This is a genomic window from Pseudomonas sp. (assembly GCF_028293835.1).
GTDB lineage: Bacteria > Pseudomonadota > Gammaproteobacteria > Pseudomonadales > Pseudomonadaceae > Aquipseudomonas.
This window is the reverse complement of record NZ_JAQGNX010000001.1, coordinates 34,364-50,589: the sequence shown is the minus strand read 5'-3', so window position 1 is coordinate 50,589 and position 16,226 is coordinate 34,364. Positions and strand designations below refer to the sequence as shown.

Sequence of the window (16,226 nt, the reverse complement as noted above, 5' to 3'; positions counted from 1 at the left end):
ATGCTGCAACTGATCCTCGGCGGGGCGCGTTCCGGCAAGAGCGCGTTGGCCGAACGGCTGGCGGCTCAAAGCGCGCTCGACGTTATTTATATCGCTACCAGTCAGCCATTGGACGGCGAAATGAATCAGCGCGTGGCCCTGCACCGCCAGCGCCGCCCCCAGCAGTGGGGCTTGATCGAAGAACCCATCGAGCTGGCGCGGGTACTGCGCGAACAGGGGCGCGGCGATCGTTGTTTATTGGTGGATTGCCTGACGTTGTGGCTGACTAATCTGTTGATGCTGGAAGATTCCGAACGCCTGGCCAGCGAACGCGAGGCGCTGTTGAGCTGCCTGGCGGATCTGCCGGGCGAAATCATTTTTGTCAGCAACGAAACCGGGTTGGGCGTCGTGCCCCTCGGCGAACTGACCCGCCGTTATGTCGACGAAGCCGGCTGGCTGCACCAAGCCCTGGCGGAACGTTGCCAGCGTGTGGTGTTGACTGTTGCTGGCTTGCCGCTGACGTTGAAAGGACCCGCATTATGAGTAATTCCTGGTGGCTCATGCCTGCACAGGCGATGGACGTTCCGGCCCGTGAAGAAGCCTTGGCCCGTCAGCAACAACTGACTAAACCGGCTGGCTCCCTTGGGCAACTGGAACGCGTTGCGGTGCAGCTTGCCGGCCTGCAAGGGCGCGCAAAACCGACGGTCGATAATGTCTGGATCGCGATTTTCGCCGGCGATCATGGGGTGGTGGCTGAAGGCGTTTCTGCGTTTCCCCAAGCCGTGACCGGACAAATGCTGCACAACTTTGTCACCGGTGGCGCCGCTATTAGCGTGCTGGCTCGGCAACTGCCGGCACAACTGGAAGTGGTCGACTTGGGCACTGTTTCGCCATTGAACCTGCCAGGCGTTCGCCACCTCAACCTGGGGGCGGGCACCGCGAACTTCGTCGAAGCCCCGGCCATGACAGACGCCCAAGGCTTACTGGCCTTGGAGGCGGGGCGCGACAGTGTCCTGCGCGCAGTGGCGTCGGGGGCAGAACTGTTCATCGGCGGCGAAATGGGCATTGGCAATACCACCGCCGCCAGTGCTTTGGCATGCCTGCTGTTGGAAAGCCCAGTGAGTTTATTGGTTGGGCCAGGTACGGGTCTGAACGTGGCGGGCGTCACTCATAAAGCACTGGTCATCGAACGTGCGCTGGCCTTGCACGCCGAACACGCAAGCGATCCGCTGCGTGGTCTGTTTTGTTTGGGCGGCTTTGAAATTGCTGCGTTGGTGGGAGCTTATCTGGCTTGTGCCCAAGAAGGCGTCGCGGTGTTGGTCGATGGCTTTATCTGTAGCGTTGCGGCGTTGGTCGCGGTGCGCTTGAACCCGTCGTGCCGCGATTGGCTGTTGTTTGCCCATCGCGGTGCGGAGCCGGGCCATCGTCATTTGCTGGAAGTGTTACAAGCCGAGCCATTGCTCGACCTCGGTTTACGCTTGGGCGAGGGTAGCGGCGCGGCACTGGCCGTGCCTTTGCTGCGTCTGGCCTGCGAGCTGCACAACGGCATGGCGACCTTCGCCGAAGCTGCCGTGGCGGACCGCCCGGCATGACCCTACGCCTCGACCTGCTGCGCCATGGCGAAACCGAACTGGGTGGCGGTTTGCGCGGCAGCCTGGATGACGCACTGACGGATGTCGGTTGGATGCAGATGCGGGCGGCAGTGGTCGGTGCCGGGCCATGGAGCCGCATCATCAGCTCGCCGCTGCAACGCTGCGCGCGCTTTGCCGAAGAATTGGCTGAGAAGCTAGGGCTGCTGGTGCAGTTGGAGCCTGACATGCAAGAACTGCACTTCGGCGAGTGGGAAGGGCGAAGCGCAGCGCAATTGATGGAAACCGACGCCGAGGGTCTGGGTTTGTTTTGGGCGGATCCGTATGCCTTTACCCCACCCCAGGGTGAGCCATTGCCGGTGTTTTCAGCGCGGGTACTCGGGGCCGCGTTGCGCTTACAACAGACATACGTCGGCGAACGGGTATTGCTGGTCTGTCATGGCGGCGTCATGCGCTTGTTATTGGCTCAGGCGCGAGGGCTGCCCCGTGAGCAGTTGTTACAAGTCGACGTTGGGCACGGCGCGCTGTTGTCGATTCAGATCGATGCCAACGGTGTGCTGAGCGAATGAAGTTATTGCCGCTGTGGATCGCCCTACAATTTCTCAGCAGCCTGCCTGTTCGTTTGCCGGGGATGCCGAAACCAGACGAATTGGGTCGCTCGTTATTGTTTTATCCGCTGGTGGGCGGGCTGTTTGGGTTGCTGCTGTTGGGCCTGAATACGCTGTTGGCCAACGCGCCGTCGTTGCTGCACGCGGCGTTGCTGTTGACCGTTTGGGTGTTGCTCAGCGGCGGCCTGCACCTCGACGGCCTGGCCGACAGCGCTGACGCCTGGCTGGGTGGATTCGGTGATCGCGAACGCACATTGAGCATCATGAAAGACCCTCGCAGCGGGCCGATTGCGGTGGTTACCCTGGTGCTGGTGTTGTTACTCAAATTCTGTGCAGTGCTGGCGTTGATTGAAAGCCATCACACCATCGGTTTGTTACTGGCCCCAGTGATCGGTCGCAGCGCCATGCTCGGTTTGTTCTTGAGTACCCCTTACGTGCGGGCTGGCGGGTTGGGACAGGCATTGGCTGATCATGTTCCTCGCACAGCCGGGAAACAGGTATTGGTTGTGAGTGCGATGGGTTGTTTGTTGGTGGCCGGGGTTGGTGGGCTTGTTGTGCTGGTGACGGCGGTTGTTGGTTTTTATGGGTTGCGGGGTTTGATGATTCGCAGGCTGGGGGGGAGTACGGGGGATACGGCCGGGGCAATGTTGGAGTTGTTGGAAATGGGGGTGTTGGTGGTGTTGGCAATCTGTAGGAACTAACGTGTTGGCGAGGGTTTTGTGTTGGCGCTGGGTTTGGAGTGTATATCCGGCCTTTGTGGTTGCTGCGATAGGCCGGGGTCGCGGGCGACCGGCACCCCACCAAGCCGGACGACCCGGCGATGATCGCGGCTGTCGAGAAAGTCATCGCGTCCAAGCGTTAGCCTTTGATAAACAAAGCCATGAAAAAGCCCGACTGCCACTGCTGGCGGTCGGGCTTTTTAGTATTCGCGATGCAGACCTTTCAGCCTGCCGCGAATGGGCGCGTCAGAAGCGGTAGGTCAGAGACGAACCGAAGCCGTTGGCGCTGTTGTGGTAGGTGGCGCTATACGGCGCGCCTTTACCTGTGTCGTTGACCGACACGCTTTCTTCTTTCAAGTAAGAATAAGCAACGTCGATAGTGATGTCGTCGGTAGGGCTCCAGCCAGCACCCAGGCTGAAGATGCGGCGGTCGCCGGTTGGAATCCGTACCGAACGATCAACGTTGTTGGTAGGCGATTGGTCAACCGAGAAACCGGCGCGTAACACGACTTCTTTGTTCAACTGGTAAGCGGCGCCGATGGCTTGCGCCCAGGTGTCATGCCAGTTTTCCTGCTCGGAAATCGTCCCCAGGGGACCGCTGTTGCCGCCAAGGAGCGCTGGAACGCCTTCGTTGTTGACGGTGATGTCTTTGAGGCGGCTCCAACGGGTCCACGTGCTGCCGGCGTATACGGTCCAGTCCTGGTTAAGCTTCTGGGTGATGGAGAAGTCAACCGACTCTGGTGTAGTAAGGTCCAGACCGCCGTCAAACTTAAGGCCGTTAGGGCCGAAATTCGCGCCAGCGTACTTGGTGTTACCTTCCAGGGCGAAGCTCACTTTGGAGTGATAGGTCACGCCCAAATTGGTAGTGGCAGTCGGCGTGACGAGGATGCCGACGTTGTAACCCCATGCGTTGTCTTCACCGTTGATGCGCGCTTTGCTGTCGTTGGTGCCAGCAGGGTTCACCTGAATGGCCGAGGTCAACTCACCTTTGATGTGGTTGAAGGTGGGACCTGCACCGATCGACACGTAGTCGTTAAACGCATAGCTGATGGTCGGTTGAACCGTGAGGACCGAGACGTTGCTCTTGTCACCGTAGTAACGTCCCTGGAAGCTTTTTTCATAGTCGGTCACCAGACCGAACGGCGCATAGACACCCAGACCCACTGCCCAATGCTCGTCGATTGGTTTGACGTAGTAGCCAAAAGGAACAACGGTCAGCGGAACCATGTCGCCGTCGTTGGTGCTGCCTGGTTGGCCGCTTGTATGTTTGATGTCGGTGCTGGCATCGATAGCAACCGCACCCAGGCTGATTTGTTCGCGTTTGATTTTCGACATGCCGGCCGGGTTACCGACAACGGTGCTCGCGTCATCGGCGGAAGAGGAGCGGCCTGCGTAGCCGGTGCCCATCCCACTTACGCTTTGTTCGTTAAGTGCAAAACCGCTCGCGAAGAGCTGGGTAGAGATAAGGCCTACAGCGAGGCTAAGTGTGGTCTTGAGCATTACTTTTTTCATTATTAGAACTCCTTGTTGATCACCGGGCGGAAATTACCAACATTTTCGCCGTTGCGCTATAGCCTGAATTGCCCGGAATAGAGCCATCTTGTAGGACAATCTTTCCAAACGGCATCGATCTCCAGTAAATCCGTGCAATCAGTGAAGGTTCCAAACGCGCTGTTAATGGGTAGTTACACAGTTTTGCCAAGACGTCGTGAAGTTGCGCAGCTTTATCAATTTGTAAACAGGTAGATGGCCGACGAGGCTCTGACGCTTGGCAGCAGTGAATCGACTAGAGCCCGCCGGAAGCGACCAAGGTCGCTTGAGTTGAAGTGTAGTGTCAAATTACGAGCGTAAAGGACTGTTTCTGAAATATTTGTGCTTGCGCTTGGCAGACGTCGACCATCGGTTAAGGCAAATCCGGGGCAATAAAAAGCCCCGCTGCGAGGCGAGGCTTGATATATGAGCGCTTCAGCAAGTGAAGGGCGTCAGCACCTTCAGGCAACCAGTGCCTGACGTGTGCGGTCGATCACCATTTGCAGCGGTTCGGCGCTGGAATACTGATCGGGGTAAAGACGTTCGCTGTGACGCGCGATGCCGTGTTCGTTGACGATGGTGAAGCTGAAGCAGCCTTTACGAGCGGCCATGATCAGGCAGTTCATCGGAGCAAAAGCGTTAGTCAGGGTGCGGATGGCGTCCTGGGTCTGGATATGATTATTCATGGTTGGGTGTTTCCTAAAGCGACACGGTATAAGACCGTGCAAAAATAAAACGTTCCAGTTAACGCGGGCCCGTGCTTCAAATGCAACGTGGCTGGGCGAGTAACCTGACTGGAACAAAGCAGACAGTTGAAGCGCGCTTAATCGTATGGCGCTCGGGCTGACCGGTAGGTACTTAGGAGGGCAGGCGGCACAACAATGGCAAAGGTTCGACGCCAGAGGTGGAGATCCTGATCAATTTGCAGGCTGGTTCTATCAGGGCATCAGAGCTGCTAACACCCTTCCTGTTAATGAGGAAGGCAGTGTATCGAGTTTATGTCTGGAAACCATCGAGGTGGTCGATCCCTTGTTGTCGACAACATTTCACGTGTTAAACGTGGGTGCCGAGGGGATTTGTTCGACCAGAATTGACTTTCAGCTTGGTACTAACGGCGGCAATATTAACCGAATAGGACGCACAAGGGAAGCCGTGGGTGCAAAACATTTTCCGCGGGATGAACCGTGTGCCTGATGGTGCGACGCTTGAGGGCTTGCAAGAACGGGTTATGCACTTTAAATCGGTCGCGTTATAGCCGTTGGTGTGGACTTGTACACACGTTGGCAGCAACCTGCCATGCACCGGTTATCACCTCGGCAGAACGTTTGTTGTTTTGGCACGAATTATTAAGTCAATGAAAAACATCGTTTTTTTTCACTGGTGAAAAAATCGTCAGTTTGAACGCAGGCCCCATTCCATCGGCCTTTGCGAGGGTTCAAGGCGGGTTGTCCACTGAGTTATCCACAGCTTCTGTGGATTGTCCCGAGCGCTTGCTCTAGTCCGCGGGTGCTGGGTTTTTTTTCTTGGCGGTGGCAAAATCCACGCCGAATTTGACGCTGGACCTGGAGTTTTTTATGGCATTGGACCTGACCAGCCTGTTGCTTGGCTTGGCTGTGGCGGCATTGCCATTGCTGGCACTGGCTTGGCAACTGCAGCGGCGGCTCGCGTTAGAACGGGCCGATGCCGCATTGCTCGACGAACGGCTGAGCACCGCACAAATGGCCCAACACGGGCTCAACGCCCAGCTTGATGCGAGCCGCGATGAGATCAGCGACTTGAGCCACGCTAATGCAGCTAAGCAAGCTGACCTTGCGGCAGCGCGTCGTGAGGTTGAGTTATTACAGCAAGAACGTGGCAGCGCCCACGACGCTGCTCAGCTGTGGACTCAGGAACGAACCAGTAAAGAAGCTGAGTTGCGTCACCTGGATGCGCATTGCGCGTCATTGGGCGCAGCGCTTCGTGAGCAGCAAGAAAGCCATCAGCAGCGCCTGAGCGACCTCCAGGGTTCCCGGGATGAACTGCGTGCCCAGTTTGCCGAATTGGCCGGTAAAATTTTCGACGAACGGGAGCAACGTTTCGCTGAAACCAGCCAGCAACAGCTTGGCCAACTGCTCGATCCGTTGAAAGAGCGCATTCAATCGTTTGAAAAGCGTGTGGAAGAAAGTTACCAGCAGGAAGCTCGGGAACGGTTCTCGCTGAGTAAAGAACTGGAGCGTCTGCAACAGCTGAACCAGCGCCTCAGTGACGAGGCCACCAACCTCACCCGTGCGCTTAAGGGGCAGAAGACTCAGGGCAACTGGGGCGAACTGATCCTGGAGCGGGTGCTGGAGCACGCGGGCCTGGAAAAGGGCCGCGAATATCAGACCCAGGTGAGTCTGAAAGGGCCGGATGGCGAACGTTTCCAGCCAGACGTGTTAATCATGCTGCCCGGCAATAAACAAGTCGTAGTCGACGCCAAGGTCAGCCTGACCGCTTACCAGCAATACGTGTCTGCCGACGATGATGTCATTGGCCAGGCCGCACTGAAGCAACACGTGCTGTCGTTGCGCAATCACGTCAAAGGCCTGTCCGGTAAAGACTATAAGCGTCTCGAAGGTCTGCACAGTCTGGATTTTGTCTTGCTGTTCGTGCCTATCGAAGCGGCGTTTTCGGCAGCGTTGCAAGCGGAGCCCAATCTTTTCCAAGAGGCCTTCGACCGCAATATCGTGATCGTAAGCCCGACGACGTTATTGGCAACGTTGCGGGTGATCGACAGCTTGTGGAAGCAAGAGCGGCAAAGTCAGAATGCGCGGGAAATCGCCGAACGTGCGGGCTGGCTGTACGACAAGTTTGTGCTGTTCATCCAAGACCTCGATGAAGTCGGCAATCGGCTGCAGCAACTCGATAAAGCGTATGGCGCGGCTCGTAACAAATTGACTGAAGGTCGCGGTAATCTGGTCAGCCGTAGCGAACAATTGAAGCTGCTCGGCGCCCGAGCCAGCAAGAACCTGCCAGCGGACCTGCTTGAAAGGGCCATGACTGACGACGATGGCGTGTTGCAGCTGCCGGAGTAGACCCGAATATCCAGGGCAGATGACCGTCGGTCGCTTGGTTTGTAGGCATGAGCGCAACGGGTAGGTCTATTGATATGTGCCGCCATGTCACGGCTAAAGTCTGATTGAACGTTTAATCGTTAACAGCTATTTAATGTTTTACGGACGAGCAGATGGTTTCAGTCGACGAGCGGATGGTGTGTTGAGACTTAATGTCACAAATTCTTCCCGCGACATTCGGAAGCAGGCGTAAAGTACGACATCGCACTATGATTAGTAGGACGCGACAAGGCGGATGTCAGTCGCGGAGTATTTCCCTGAAGGGGGGCGTTATGAATAGTAAATTGCAAGAATGGCTCCATGACCTCGGCGTTGCTCTGGGCCTGATCGAACGGCCGAAGCTGCAGCCTATCCCGGTTCGTACTGACGACGAGCGTCGGCGCCCACGCCGGTAAGTCGTGGTACTCAGTCGTTTTCAATCAGCACCAGAATAACGTCAACCAGAATTTGCAGCGTCAGGTGTTCGGGCGCTTTGTAAATGCGTTTTCTGATGCGAATTGGAAAGACAATATCGAATTCGAACTCCAGTTGATCGAGCAATGCCTCGATCTCCAAATCATCCAGCGCTAAATCTCTGAGCGTTGCATCTTCCTTAATCTCAGCTTTGTCTATCAGCATGACTCCCAAGGTGTTGTAGAGTCGTTGTTGAACGTCGAGCCGCTCCATGAAACGCCTGCTTCTGTCACTGACAGAAAATGAACCCCGTACTCAAGGAACCGAGGCTCTGTTCGGTAAGGCTAGCTCACTCTGTGATCAGGCGTGGGTCCAGAAATACTCTGTAGCTAACTTGTTCGCGGTATACCCGGCGTGACGCAGATCCCGGTGGGAGCGAACGTGTTCGCGAAGGCAGCAACGCGGTCCGTCAGACAAACCGCGCCACTCGCTTCCCCAATAAACTCAGTCCACAGGTTGCGATCAAACCGTCTGTGCAATGACCACAGGCCGCGGCGATAACAGGCTGATCACTACGAAGCTGATCAAACCCACCGACAAGCTGTAGTAGATCGGCGTATTAGCATCGAAGCCGTCTTTGAGCATGAACGCCAGCGCAGTCAGGAAGCCCAGCACCATGCTGCTGATCGCGCCTGCGGTAGTGGCTTTTTTCCAGTAGATGGCCCCGATCAGCGGGACCAACATGCCGCCCACCAGCAGGTTGTACGCCAGGGTGAGCGCGCTGATGACGTCGTGCACTACCAACGCGATGGCGAGTACCACCAGGCCGGTTAGCGCTGTGAACAGTCGGTTGATGCCCAGGCTTGATTGTTTGCCGCCACGCAGGCGCGGCAACAGGTCCTCGGTGAGGGTGGTTGATGCCGCAAGCAGGCCAGCGCTGGCCGTGGACATCATGGCCGCCAATGCCGCCGCGATCACTAAGCCGCGCAGGCCGTCGGGCAATGACACTTTGACGATGGCGGCGAAGGCGTTGTTGACGTTGTCCAGATCGGGCAGCAGCACATGGGCCGCCATGCCAATCAGCGCGCAGGCCAGGCCATAGAAAATGCAATACACACCGGCAACAGAACCCGCGTATTTGGCAACTTTATCCGTCCGGGCGGTGAACACCCGTTGCCAGATGTCCTGGCCAATCAAAATGCCGAAGAAGTAGATCAGGAAGTAGGTGATGATCGTGTCCCAGCCGATGGTGGTCCAGCTGAAACTCGACGCTGGCAGCTTGGCCACCAATTGATCCCAACCACCGACGCGGTATAGGCAGATAGGCAGCAAGATAAACATCAGGCCTACGGTTTTGATCACAAACTGGACGATATCGGTCAGGGTCAGCGACCACATTCCGCCAATCGCCGAATACACCACTACCACGCCACCGCCCAGCAACACTGACAGCCAGAACGGCAAGCCGAACAGCACTTGCATTACCGTGCCGATGGCGAGAATCGAGGTCACGCCAATCATCAGGGCGTAGGCCAACATAATCACGGCACTGGCCTGGCGGGCCATGGGGTTGTAGCGCTTTTCCAGCACCTGAGTGACAGTGAAAATGCGCAGCTTGAGCAGGGGCTTAGCCAGAAACAGGTTCAAGGCAATGATGCCTAGACCCAAGGCTGCGCACAGCCAAAATCCTGAAATGCCGTGAACATAACCCAAACGGACGGTGCCGACGGTGGATGCACCGCCGAGTACCGTCGCGGCCATGGTGCCCATGTACAGGGTTGGGCCGAGGTTACGGCCGGCAACCAGGTAGTCTTCGTGGGTTTTAGCCTTGCGCATGCCGTACCAGCCGAGTACCAGCATGCCGGCGGCATAAATGAGGACAACGAAAATATCTAAAGCCATGGCAGGGTGTCTCCAATCATTGTTTTTATAATGTTCGTCGACTGTCGAACGCAGTCGTTTATCAGCCACACCCGACGGCAAACAATGCGGTCGGGTGGGTTCAACAGTTTTAGCGGGGTATTACTTTAGCGGTGTGTAACGCCCGGCAGCACGCAGAGCATTTCGTACAGCAGGTTAGCGCCCAGCAACGAGGTGTTGCCGGTGGTGTCGTACGGCGGCGAGACCTCTACCAGGTCGCAGCCAACCAATTCGAGGCCTTGGCACCCGCGGATGATCTCGATGGCCTGAATCGTGGTCAAGCCGCCAATTTCAGGTGTGCCCGTACCGGGCGCCCACGCGGGGTCGATGCCGTCGATGTCGAAGCTCAGGTACACCGGACCGCCGCCGACTTTCTCGCGGACTTCTTCCATTAGTTGCGACAGCGACTTATGCCAGCACTCCTCGGCCTGAACCACACGGAAGCCTTGTTTGCGGCTCCAGTTGAAATCTTCAGCGGTATAGCCTTGGGCACGCAGACCGATCTGAACCACCCGGTCGCAATCCAGCAAGCCTTCTTCAACCGCGCGGCGGAAGGTGGTGCCGTGGGCGATTTTCTCGCCGAACATGTGGTCGTTGACGTCGGCGTGAGCGTCGATGTGCACCAGTCCGACCTTGCCATGCTTTTTGTGAATCGCACGCAGGATCGGCAGGGTGATGGTGTGGTCGCCACCCAGGGTCAGCGGAATGACATCGTGTTCGAGAATCTGATCGTAGGACTCTTCGATAATGCGTACGGCATCCAGCAAGTTGAACGTGTTGATCGCCACGTCACCAATATCGGCCACGGACAACGAGTCAAACGGGGCGGCGCCGGTGGCCATGTTGTACGGGCGAATCATCACCGACTCGGCACGAATTTCACGTGGCCCGAAGCGCGTGCCGGGGCGTAGCGAGGTACCGATGTCCAGCGGCACGCCAACGAAAGCAGCATCCAGCCCAGCGGCCGATTGCAGGTGCGGCAAACGCATCATGGTGGCAATGCCGGCGAAGCGCGGCATTTCATTGCCGCCCAGTGGTTGGTGAAAAATCTTTTCCACGGGATAGCCTCATTGTCGTTGTGGTATGAGCGGATTCTGCAAAGCGCAACCCGTGGAAGGAATCGCTGAGGCGAAATACTTAGTTCAGAGAATTCTGAACTAACGCTAGACTGAACGCCGTTCTGCGCCGATCTCCTGCAGATTGGCATCCAATGACATTCACGGATTTTTAATGGCCAGCACTTTACCCGACCTGAAACTCCTGCGGATATTCGCCAGTGTGGTGCGCCATCAGGGGTTTGCCAGCGCTCAGCAGGAACTCAACCTGTCGACCTCAGCCATCAGCACCTACATGAGTCAGCTCGAAGCGGCCTTGGGGTTGGTGTTGTGCCACCGTGGGCGCGGCGGGTTCAGTCTGACCAGCAAAGGCGAGCTATTCCATCAGGAAACCCTACGCCTGTTGGGCGAGTTGGAAGGGTTCGAGCAATACGCCGCAGCACTTAAAGGCGAGCTGCGAGGGACTCTGAATTTAGGCGTTATCGATTCCACGGTCAGTGACCGGGCGTTGCCCTTTGCCGAAGCTATTGGCGCCTACAGCCAGGATCATCCCGCGGTGCATTTGCACTTGTCGGTCATGAGTCCCTATGAATTACAACTCGGCGTGCAGGACAACCGTCTCGACCTGGCCATCGGTGCTTTTTCCACGCGCATGAGCGGTTTGGTGTATCAACCGCTGTACCGCGAACAACACTGGCTGTATTGCAGTAACCGGCACCCATTGTTCGCTGAGCGTCGCATCCCCGAGCCGGTGATTGCCCAGCAACGTATGGTCGGGCGCGGTTATTGGAGTCAAGCCGAACTGGCACGACACGGTTTCAAGCACAGCGCCGCCACGGTAGAAAGTATGGAAGCGCAGCTTATATTGGTGCTGTCGGGGGCCTACATCGGTTATCTGCCCGAGCATTACGCCCAGGCTTGGACCGACTCCGGCCATTTACGGGTGTTGCTGCCCGCCACGTTCGGCTATCAAGCGCCGTTTTCCATGATCGCGCGCCGGGGCCGCAGCCGGGAACCGTTGATCCAGGCGTTTCGTGATCTGCTGAAAACCCAGCTCAACCAGAATCAGAGCTGAGAGGCGCCCATGTCCCGGACCCAATGCGCCCGTTGTCTGCGTCCCGAAACCCATTGCCTGTGCGCACTGATACCGCAGCTCGACAGCCGCACGCGGGTGCTGGTGATTCAGCATCCAAGCGAGGTCGGCCATGCCCTGAACACTGCACGCCTGGCCGTGTTGGGGCTGATCAATGCCGAGTTGGTAGTGGGGGAGGTGATTGAGGACCTGAACGGATTGCTGAATCGGCCGGGCTATCTGGCGCGGTTATTATTTCCGGGGGACGATGCGCAGACGTTGCAGGCGAATGCGGGCGGCAGCGACACGCCACACGGTCAGCCATTGCTGTTAGTAGTGCCGGACGGAACGTGGCGCAAGGCACGTAAATTACTACACCTGAACCCGGCCCTGGCTGCGTTGCCACGGGTCACGCTGGGGGCGGCTGCCACGTCACGCTACAGATTGCGCAAAGCACCGGGGCCGGACGCGTTATCCACCATAGAAGCGATCACCCACGCGCTGAATACGTTGGAAGCGCCGCAGACCTTCAATGAGCTGTTGTTACCGTTTGACGCGCTCATCGACGGACAAATCGCGGCAATGGATGCAGACACCTATCAGCGCAATCACCTGTAGCAACAGCATCAACCATTCAACGAAGACTGCTGTGCTGCCTTGGCCTGAATCATGCGATTGATGTAAGCCCCGGTTTCACGTTCCGCATCAAGGCGCGTGTAATACGGGCCTTCCAGAGTGTTTTCCCGGGTGCTGAAAAAGTAATGCCCATTGACCAGCGAAACACGATCACTGCGGTAGTGAACGGTGGGGATTGGATCTTGCGAGCGCTTTCCGTACATGGTCGTTACCTGAAGTCGGACCTGGGACTGCTTGGGTTAGTCACAAAACATTAACTTAAATCACTTCGACAGTGGCACAAAACCATCAGTTCTGTGACAGCGTTGGGACAATAAACACAGTTTTCCATTATCTCCACCGCAACTGTCCCTATGTCGCCAAACAATCCATGCCTAGAATGGCGTCCTTCGTAGCATTTCGTGTTACTGCCATTATCGAGAGTCCTTTCATGCATGTTTCATCTGGCCGCTGGTTGTATGGCCTGTCTTTGGCGCTGGTCACCGCCGTGTTATGGGGTGTCCTGCCAGTCAAGCTTAAACAAGTGCTGCAAGTGATGGACCCCGTGACGGTGACGTGGTTCCGACTATTGGTTTCAGGCTCGTTGCTGTTTATCTGGCTGGCCTCGGTGCGGCGCCTGCCGAGTTTTAAAGTACTCGGACGCAGAGGTAAAATTCTGCTGGTACTGTCGGTGTTCGGCTTGGTGGGCAACTACCTGTTGTACTTGATCGGCCTCAAAATGCTCAGCCCCAGCACCGCGCAGTTGGTGATCCAGGTAGGGCCCATTCTGTTGCTTATCAGCAGTGTTTTTCTGTTCAAAGAGCGATTCAGCATGGGCCAGGGGATTGGGCTATTGGTGCTGCTGGTGGGTTTTGCTTTGTTCTTCAATCAGCGTCTGGAGGAACTACTGACGTCGCTGGGGGATTACACCGCCGGGATACTCACGGTGTTGCTGGCCTCAGCGGTGTGGACGTTCTACGGCCTGAGCCAAAAACAGCTGCTGACCGTGTGGAATTCGCTGCAAGTAATGATGGTGATTTACCTGTTTTGTGCCTTGTTGATCACGCCGTGGGCACACCCGGCCGAAGCGCTGCAATTGAGCCCATTGCAAGGTTGGCTATTGCTGGCGTGCTGTCTGAACACATTGGTGGCGTATGGCGCATTTGCGGAAGCATTGGCTCATTGGGAAGCCTCCCGAGTCAGCGCCACTTTGGCGCTGACGCCGTTAGTCACCTTGGCCACAGTGGCGACGGCCGCCTGGTTATGGCCGGACTACGTGCAAGCAGAAGACCTCAACGGCCTGGGCTACACAGGTGCCGTATTGGTCGTGCTGGGCTCAGCCGTCACCGCGCTCGCCCCCTCAATAATCGCCGGACTGCGGGCAAGGAAACTAAGGCTGGCTGCGGTTTGACAAGCCCTCAGTAAATCCTCTGGAGGGGTCAACTCTTACTGGCGATTTCAGCAGCACAGCGGTGGTTCAGGACGACCGCTGTGCCGGGCATGTCGCCAACAAGTCGGCTCTTACAGAGCCCCGCAGGGCCTAATAGTCACTTACCCGCCTCAAGCATATTTTCCGGCCGCACCCAGGCGTCGAACTCTTCTTCTGTCAAAAACCCCAACGCCAACGAGGCTTCGCGCAGGGTCAACCCTTCGCTGTAGGCTTTTTTGGCGATTTGCGCTGATTTGTCGTAGCCAATGTGTGGGTTCAACGCTGTCACCAGCATCAAGCCGCGTTCCAGATGCTCGGCCATTTTTGCAGCGTCAGGCTCCATTCCAGCAACGCAGTGCTCCTGGAAGTTGCTGCAGCCATCTGCCAGCAAACGAATCGATTGCAGCAGGTTATGGATGATCACGGGCTTGAACACGTTCAACTGCAAATGGCCCTGACTGGCGGCGAAGCCGATCGTGACATCATTGCCCAAGACCTGGCAGGCCAGCATCGACAGCGCTTCGCACTGAGTCGGGTTGACCTTGCCTGGCATGATCGAACTGCCCGGCTCGTTGGCCGGCAACTTGACTTCAGCCAGGCCCGCCCGCGGACCGGAACCCAGCAGACGCAGGTCGTTGGCGATTTTCATCAAGGTCACGGCCAAGGTTTTCAGCGCGCCAGATAATGCCGTCAGCGGCTCATGACCTGCCAGCGCGGCAAATTTGTTCGGCGCAGTGACGAAGGGCAGGCCGGAAAGCGCCGCCAATTCCGCAGCCACTGCTTCGGCAAACCCTTGTGGTGCGTTCAAGCCAGTGCCCACAGCGGTGCCGCCCTGGGCCAGCTCGTACACCGCTGGCAGCGTGTGCCGAATCGCTTTGACGGAGTAATCCAGCTGCGCCACGAACGCCGACAGCTCTTGGCCAAAGGTGATGGGCGTCGCGTCCATCATGTGCGTACGACCGGTTTTAACCAGCCCCATATGCCGCGCGGATTGCTCAGCCAGGCCGTCGGACAATTCAGCAATCGCTGGTAGCAGATGTTCATTGACCGCTTGCGCTGCGGCAATGTGCATCGCCGTTGGGAAACAATCGTTAGAGCTTTGCGACCGATTTACATGGTCGTTGGGGTGCACCGGGGACTTGCCGCCGCGACCCTTGCCGGCCAACTCATTAGCGCGCCCGGCAATCACTTCGTTGACGTTCATGTTGCTTTGGGTGCCGCTGCCGGTCTGCCACACCACCAGTGGGAATTGCCCATCCAGTTGGCCCCCCAGAACTTCATCGGCCGACTGTTCGATCAGGCGGGCAATATCAGCGGGCAGGTCGCCGTTACGGTCATTGACTCGCGCTGCAGCTTTTTTGATCAATGCCAGGGCATGCAGTACAGCCAGCGGCATACGCTGGTCACCGATGGCAAAGTTAATCAGCGAGCGTTGAGTCTGAGCCCCCCAATAAGCGTCGTCGGGAACGTCGATCTGACCAATGCTGTCGGTTTCGATACGGCTCATCTGCTTGCTCCTCATGGCTGAATGCGCAGTTTAGGCTTAGTTAATCCCGAGGGGTTCCCTGAAACGGCTTTTAAGCCGCTGAACGAACCGCTGAGGCAGTCAGGGCTTGAGCCGCAAGCGGACATGGGTGCAGAATGTTCGGCCTTGGGGTTCAGCCTCGCCTGCTAGATGATAAGGAAACTCGATGACCCGTCTTCGTGCCATCTGTACTGCGGTTGCTCTGGTATGCGCCAGCGGCCAGGTTTTTGCCGATACCGCTAGCCACAACGCCAGTGCCGAAACTTTCCTGAAGCTGGCTCATGCCGATAAGCTCGGTACCCCGGTGTACATGCAAGTGCAGCAAATGTTCCTACAGCGCTTTGACGAGTCCAAAGCCCCTGAGTCGAAAAAAGCCCTGCTTGAAACGTACCAGGCCAAAGCCAACGCCGCCCTGGACCAATCCATTGGCTGGAACAAGCTTAAGCCAGACATGGTCAAGCTCTACACCGCGAACTTTACTGAGCAAGAGTTGAAGGATCTGGTTGCGTTCTATCAGTCCCCACTGGGCAAGAAAGTATTGACCAAGATGCCTGAACTGACTCAGCAATCGGCTCAGTTGACCCAAGGTAAACTGGAAGCCGCAGTACCGGTTGTCAACAAGTTGCTGGCCGATATGACCAATGAACTGGACCCGGGCAAGAACGCTGTCCCACCTCCTGCTCCGGCCAAGAAGCCTTAA

Annotated in this window: 17 protein-coding genes; 10 read left to right on the top strand and 7 right to left on the bottom strand. The window is 57.1% G+C overall.

What is annotated here, in order from left to right; all coding sequences use genetic code 11:
- The 4 genes from cobU to JWR17_RS00215 are packed head-to-tail and all read left to right on the top strand — an operon-like array spanning nucleotide 1 to nucleotide 2,877.
- Complete coding sequence (cobU, locus tag JWR17_RS00230) at nucleotides 1-522, top strand: bifunctional adenosylcobinamide kinase/adenosylcobinamide-phosphate guanylyltransferase (protein ID WP_299827149.1); 522 nt, start codon at nucleotides 1-3, stop codon at nucleotides 520-522.
- Nucleotides 519-1,571, top strand: a complete 1,053-nt coding sequence (gene cobT / locus JWR17_RS00225) for a nicotinate-nucleotide--dimethylbenzimidazole phosphoribosyltransferase (RefSeq protein WP_299827148.1) — start codon at nucleotides 519-521, stop codon at nucleotides 1,569-1,571. The genes cobU and cobT overlap by 4 nt, the downstream gene beginning before the upstream one ends.
- Nucleotides 1,568-2,137 (top strand): alpha-ribazole phosphatase family protein, encoded by a 570-nt coding sequence (gene cobC, locus JWR17_RS00220; RefSeq protein ID WP_299827147.1) that lies wholly within the window; start codon nucleotides 1,568-1,570, stop codon nucleotides 2,135-2,137. Before cobT ends, cobC begins: the two co-directional genes overlap by 4 nt.
- On the top strand, nucleotides 2,134-2,877 hold the full coding sequence (locus JWR17_RS00215; RefSeq protein ID WP_299827146.1) for an adenosylcobinamide-GDP ribazoletransferase: 744 nt from the start codon (nucleotides 2,134-2,136) through the stop codon (nucleotides 2,875-2,877). The genes cobC and JWR17_RS00215 overlap by 4 nt, the downstream gene beginning before the upstream one ends.
- A 264-nt stretch (nucleotides 2,878-3,141) precedes the next feature.
- Here the strand turns inward: JWR17_RS00215 and JWR17_RS00210 are convergent, their stop codons facing one another.
- Together JWR17_RS00210 and JWR17_RS00205 are read right to left on the bottom strand one after the other, a co-directional pair.
- Nucleotides 3,142-4,407: an outer membrane protein transport protein gene (locus tag JWR17_RS00210; RefSeq protein WP_299827145.1), complete on the bottom strand. Its 1,266-nt coding sequence runs from the start codon at nucleotides 4,405-4,407 to the stop codon at nucleotides 3,142-3,144.
- Nucleotides 4,408-4,886: 479 nt separating this feature from the next.
- Nucleotides 4,887-5,111 carry a hypothetical protein gene (locus JWR17_RS00205; RefSeq protein ID WP_299827144.1) on the bottom strand — a complete coding sequence of 75 codons (225 nt, stop codon included), beginning with the start codon at nucleotides 5,109-5,111 and terminating at the stop codon, nucleotides 4,887-4,889.
- A 1,002-nt stretch (nucleotides 5,112-6,113) separates the two neighbouring features.
- Between JWR17_RS00205 and rmuC the strand changes: the two genes are divergently transcribed.
- Both rmuC and JWR17_RS00195 read left to right on the top strand, forming a co-directional pair.
- Nucleotides 6,114-7,478, top strand: a complete 1,365-nt coding sequence (gene rmuC, locus JWR17_RS00200) for a DNA recombination protein RmuC (protein ID WP_299827183.1) — start codon at nucleotides 6,114-6,116, stop codon at nucleotides 7,476-7,478.
- 311 nt (nucleotides 7,479-7,789) lie between these two features.
- A complete protein-coding gene (locus JWR17_RS00195; protein WP_264759385.1) occupies nucleotides 7,790-7,912 on the top strand; it encodes a PA1414 family protein in 123 nt (40 codons plus the stop codon).
- Nucleotides 7,913-7,922: 10 nt separating this feature from the next.
- On the opposite strand, the gene JWR17_RS00190 is transcribed toward JWR17_RS00195, so the two are convergent.
- From JWR17_RS00190 to speB, 3 genes are all read right to left on the bottom strand, one after another.
- Entirely contained in the window at nucleotides 7,923-8,183 is a 261-nt protein-coding gene (locus JWR17_RS00190) for a hypothetical protein (protein ID WP_299827140.1), read from the bottom strand.
- A 249-nt stretch (nucleotides 8,184-8,432) separates the two neighbouring features.
- Nucleotides 8,433-9,812, bottom strand: coding sequence for a sodium:solute symporter (locus JWR17_RS00185; RefSeq protein ID WP_299827138.1), 1,380 nt, complete (start codon nucleotides 9,810-9,812; stop codon nucleotides 8,433-8,435).
- A gap of 125 nt (nucleotides 9,813-9,937) precedes the next feature.
- Nucleotides 9,938-10,888 (bottom strand): agmatinase, encoded by a 951-nt coding sequence (speB, locus tag JWR17_RS00180; RefSeq protein ID WP_299827136.1) that lies wholly within the window; start codon nucleotides 10,886-10,888, stop codon nucleotides 9,938-9,940.
- A gap of 172 nt (nucleotides 10,889-11,060) precedes the next feature.
- On the opposite strand from speB, the gene JWR17_RS00175 reads away from it, so the two are divergent.
- Both JWR17_RS00175 and JWR17_RS00170 read left to right on the top strand, forming a co-directional pair.
- Complete coding sequence (locus JWR17_RS00175) at nucleotides 11,061-11,960, top strand: LysR family transcriptional regulator (RefSeq protein WP_299827134.1); 900 nt, start codon at nucleotides 11,061-11,063, stop codon at nucleotides 11,958-11,960.
- 9 nt (nucleotides 11,961-11,969) lie between these two features.
- A complete protein-coding gene (locus JWR17_RS00170) occupies nucleotides 11,970-12,575 on the top strand; it encodes a DTW domain-containing protein (RefSeq protein ID WP_299827132.1) in 606 nt (201 codons plus the stop codon).
- An 8-nt stretch (nucleotides 12,576-12,583) separates the two neighbouring features.
- On the opposite strand, the gene JWR17_RS00165 is transcribed toward JWR17_RS00170, so the two are convergent.
- Nucleotides 12,584-12,796, bottom strand: a complete 213-nt coding sequence (locus JWR17_RS00165) for a DUF6316 family protein (RefSeq protein WP_299827130.1) — start codon at nucleotides 12,794-12,796, stop codon at nucleotides 12,584-12,586.
- A gap of 227 nt (nucleotides 12,797-13,023) precedes the next feature.
- On the opposite strand from JWR17_RS00165, the gene JWR17_RS00160 reads away from it, so the two are divergent.
- The gene (locus JWR17_RS00160; RefSeq protein ID WP_299827128.1) at nucleotides 13,024-13,983 is read left to right on the top strand and encodes a DMT family transporter; all 960 of its coding nucleotides are present in this window, start codon (nucleotides 13,024-13,026) and stop codon (nucleotides 13,981-13,983) included.
- 136 nt (nucleotides 13,984-14,119) lie between these two features.
- Here JWR17_RS00160 and JWR17_RS00155 read toward each other — a convergent pair whose 3' ends face one another.
- The gene (locus tag JWR17_RS00155) at nucleotides 14,120-15,508 is read right to left on the bottom strand and encodes a class II fumarate hydratase (protein WP_299827126.1); all 1,389 of its coding nucleotides are present in this window, start codon (nucleotides 15,506-15,508) and stop codon (nucleotides 14,120-14,122) included.
- Nucleotides 15,509-15,692: 184 nt separating this feature from the next.
- Between JWR17_RS00155 and JWR17_RS00150 the strand changes: the two genes are divergently transcribed.
- Nucleotides 15,693-16,226 carry a DUF2059 domain-containing protein gene (locus tag JWR17_RS00150; RefSeq protein ID WP_299827124.1) on the top strand — a complete coding sequence of 178 codons (534 nt, stop codon included), beginning with the start codon at nucleotides 15,693-15,695 and terminating at the stop codon, nucleotides 16,224-16,226.

What these genes read in the sequence shown, in the direction of transcription:
- JWR17_RS00155 (WP_299827126.1), bottom strand. Translation starts at nt 15,508, where the DNA reads ATGAGCCGTATCGAAACCGACAGCATTGGTCAGATCGACGTTCCCGAC.
- JWR17_RS00150 (WP_299827124.1), top strand. Translation starts at nt 15,693, where the DNA reads ATGACCCGTCTTCGTGCCATCTGTACTGCGGTTGCTCTGGTATGCGCC.
- JWR17_RS00210 (WP_299827145.1), bottom strand. Translation starts at nt 4,407, where the DNA reads ATGAAAAAAGTAATGCTCAAGACCACACTTAGCCTCGCTGTAGGCCTT.
- JWR17_RS00165 (WP_299827130.1), bottom strand. Translation starts at nt 12,796, where the DNA reads ATGTACGGAAAGCGCTCGCAAGATCCAATCCCCACCGTTCACTACCGC.
- JWR17_RS00215 (WP_299827146.1), top strand. Translation starts at nt 2,134, where the DNA reads ATGAAGTTATTGCCGCTGTGGATCGCCCTACAATTTCTCAGCAGCCTG.
- JWR17_RS00175 (WP_299827134.1), top strand. Translation starts at nt 11,061, where the DNA reads ATGGCCAGCACTTTACCCGACCTGAAACTCCTGCGGATATTCGCCAGT.
- JWR17_RS00170 (WP_299827132.1), top strand. Translation starts at nt 11,970, where the DNA reads ATGTCCCGGACCCAATGCGCCCGTTGTCTGCGTCCCGAAACCCATTGC.
- cobC (WP_299827147.1), top strand. Translation starts at nt 1,568, where the DNA reads ATGACCCTACGCCTCGACCTGCTGCGCCATGGCGAAACCGAACTGGGT.
- JWR17_RS00185 (WP_299827138.1), bottom strand. Translation starts at nt 9,812, where the DNA reads ATGGCTTTAGATATTTTCGTTGTCCTCATTTATGCCGCCGGCATGCTG.
- JWR17_RS00160 (WP_299827128.1), top strand. Translation starts at nt 13,024, where the DNA reads ATGCATGTTTCATCTGGCCGCTGGTTGTATGGCCTGTCTTTGGCGCTG.
- JWR17_RS00190 (WP_299827140.1), bottom strand. Translation starts at nt 8,183, where the DNA reads ATGGAGCGGCTCGACGTTCAACAACGACTCTACAACACCTTGGGAGTC.
- JWR17_RS00195 (WP_264759385.1), top strand. Translation starts at nt 7,790, where the DNA reads ATGAATAGTAAATTGCAAGAATGGCTCCATGACCTCGGCGTTGCTCTG.
- JWR17_RS00205 (WP_299827144.1), bottom strand. Translation starts at nt 5,111, where the DNA reads ATGAATAATCATATCCAGACCCAGGACGCCATCCGCACCCTGACTAAC.
- cobU (WP_299827149.1), top strand. Translation starts at nt 1, where the DNA reads ATGCTGCAACTGATCCTCGGCGGGGCGCGTTCCGGCAAGAGCGCGTTG.
- cobT (WP_299827148.1), top strand. Translation starts at nt 519, where the DNA reads ATGAGTAATTCCTGGTGGCTCATGCCTGCACAGGCGATGGACGTTCCG.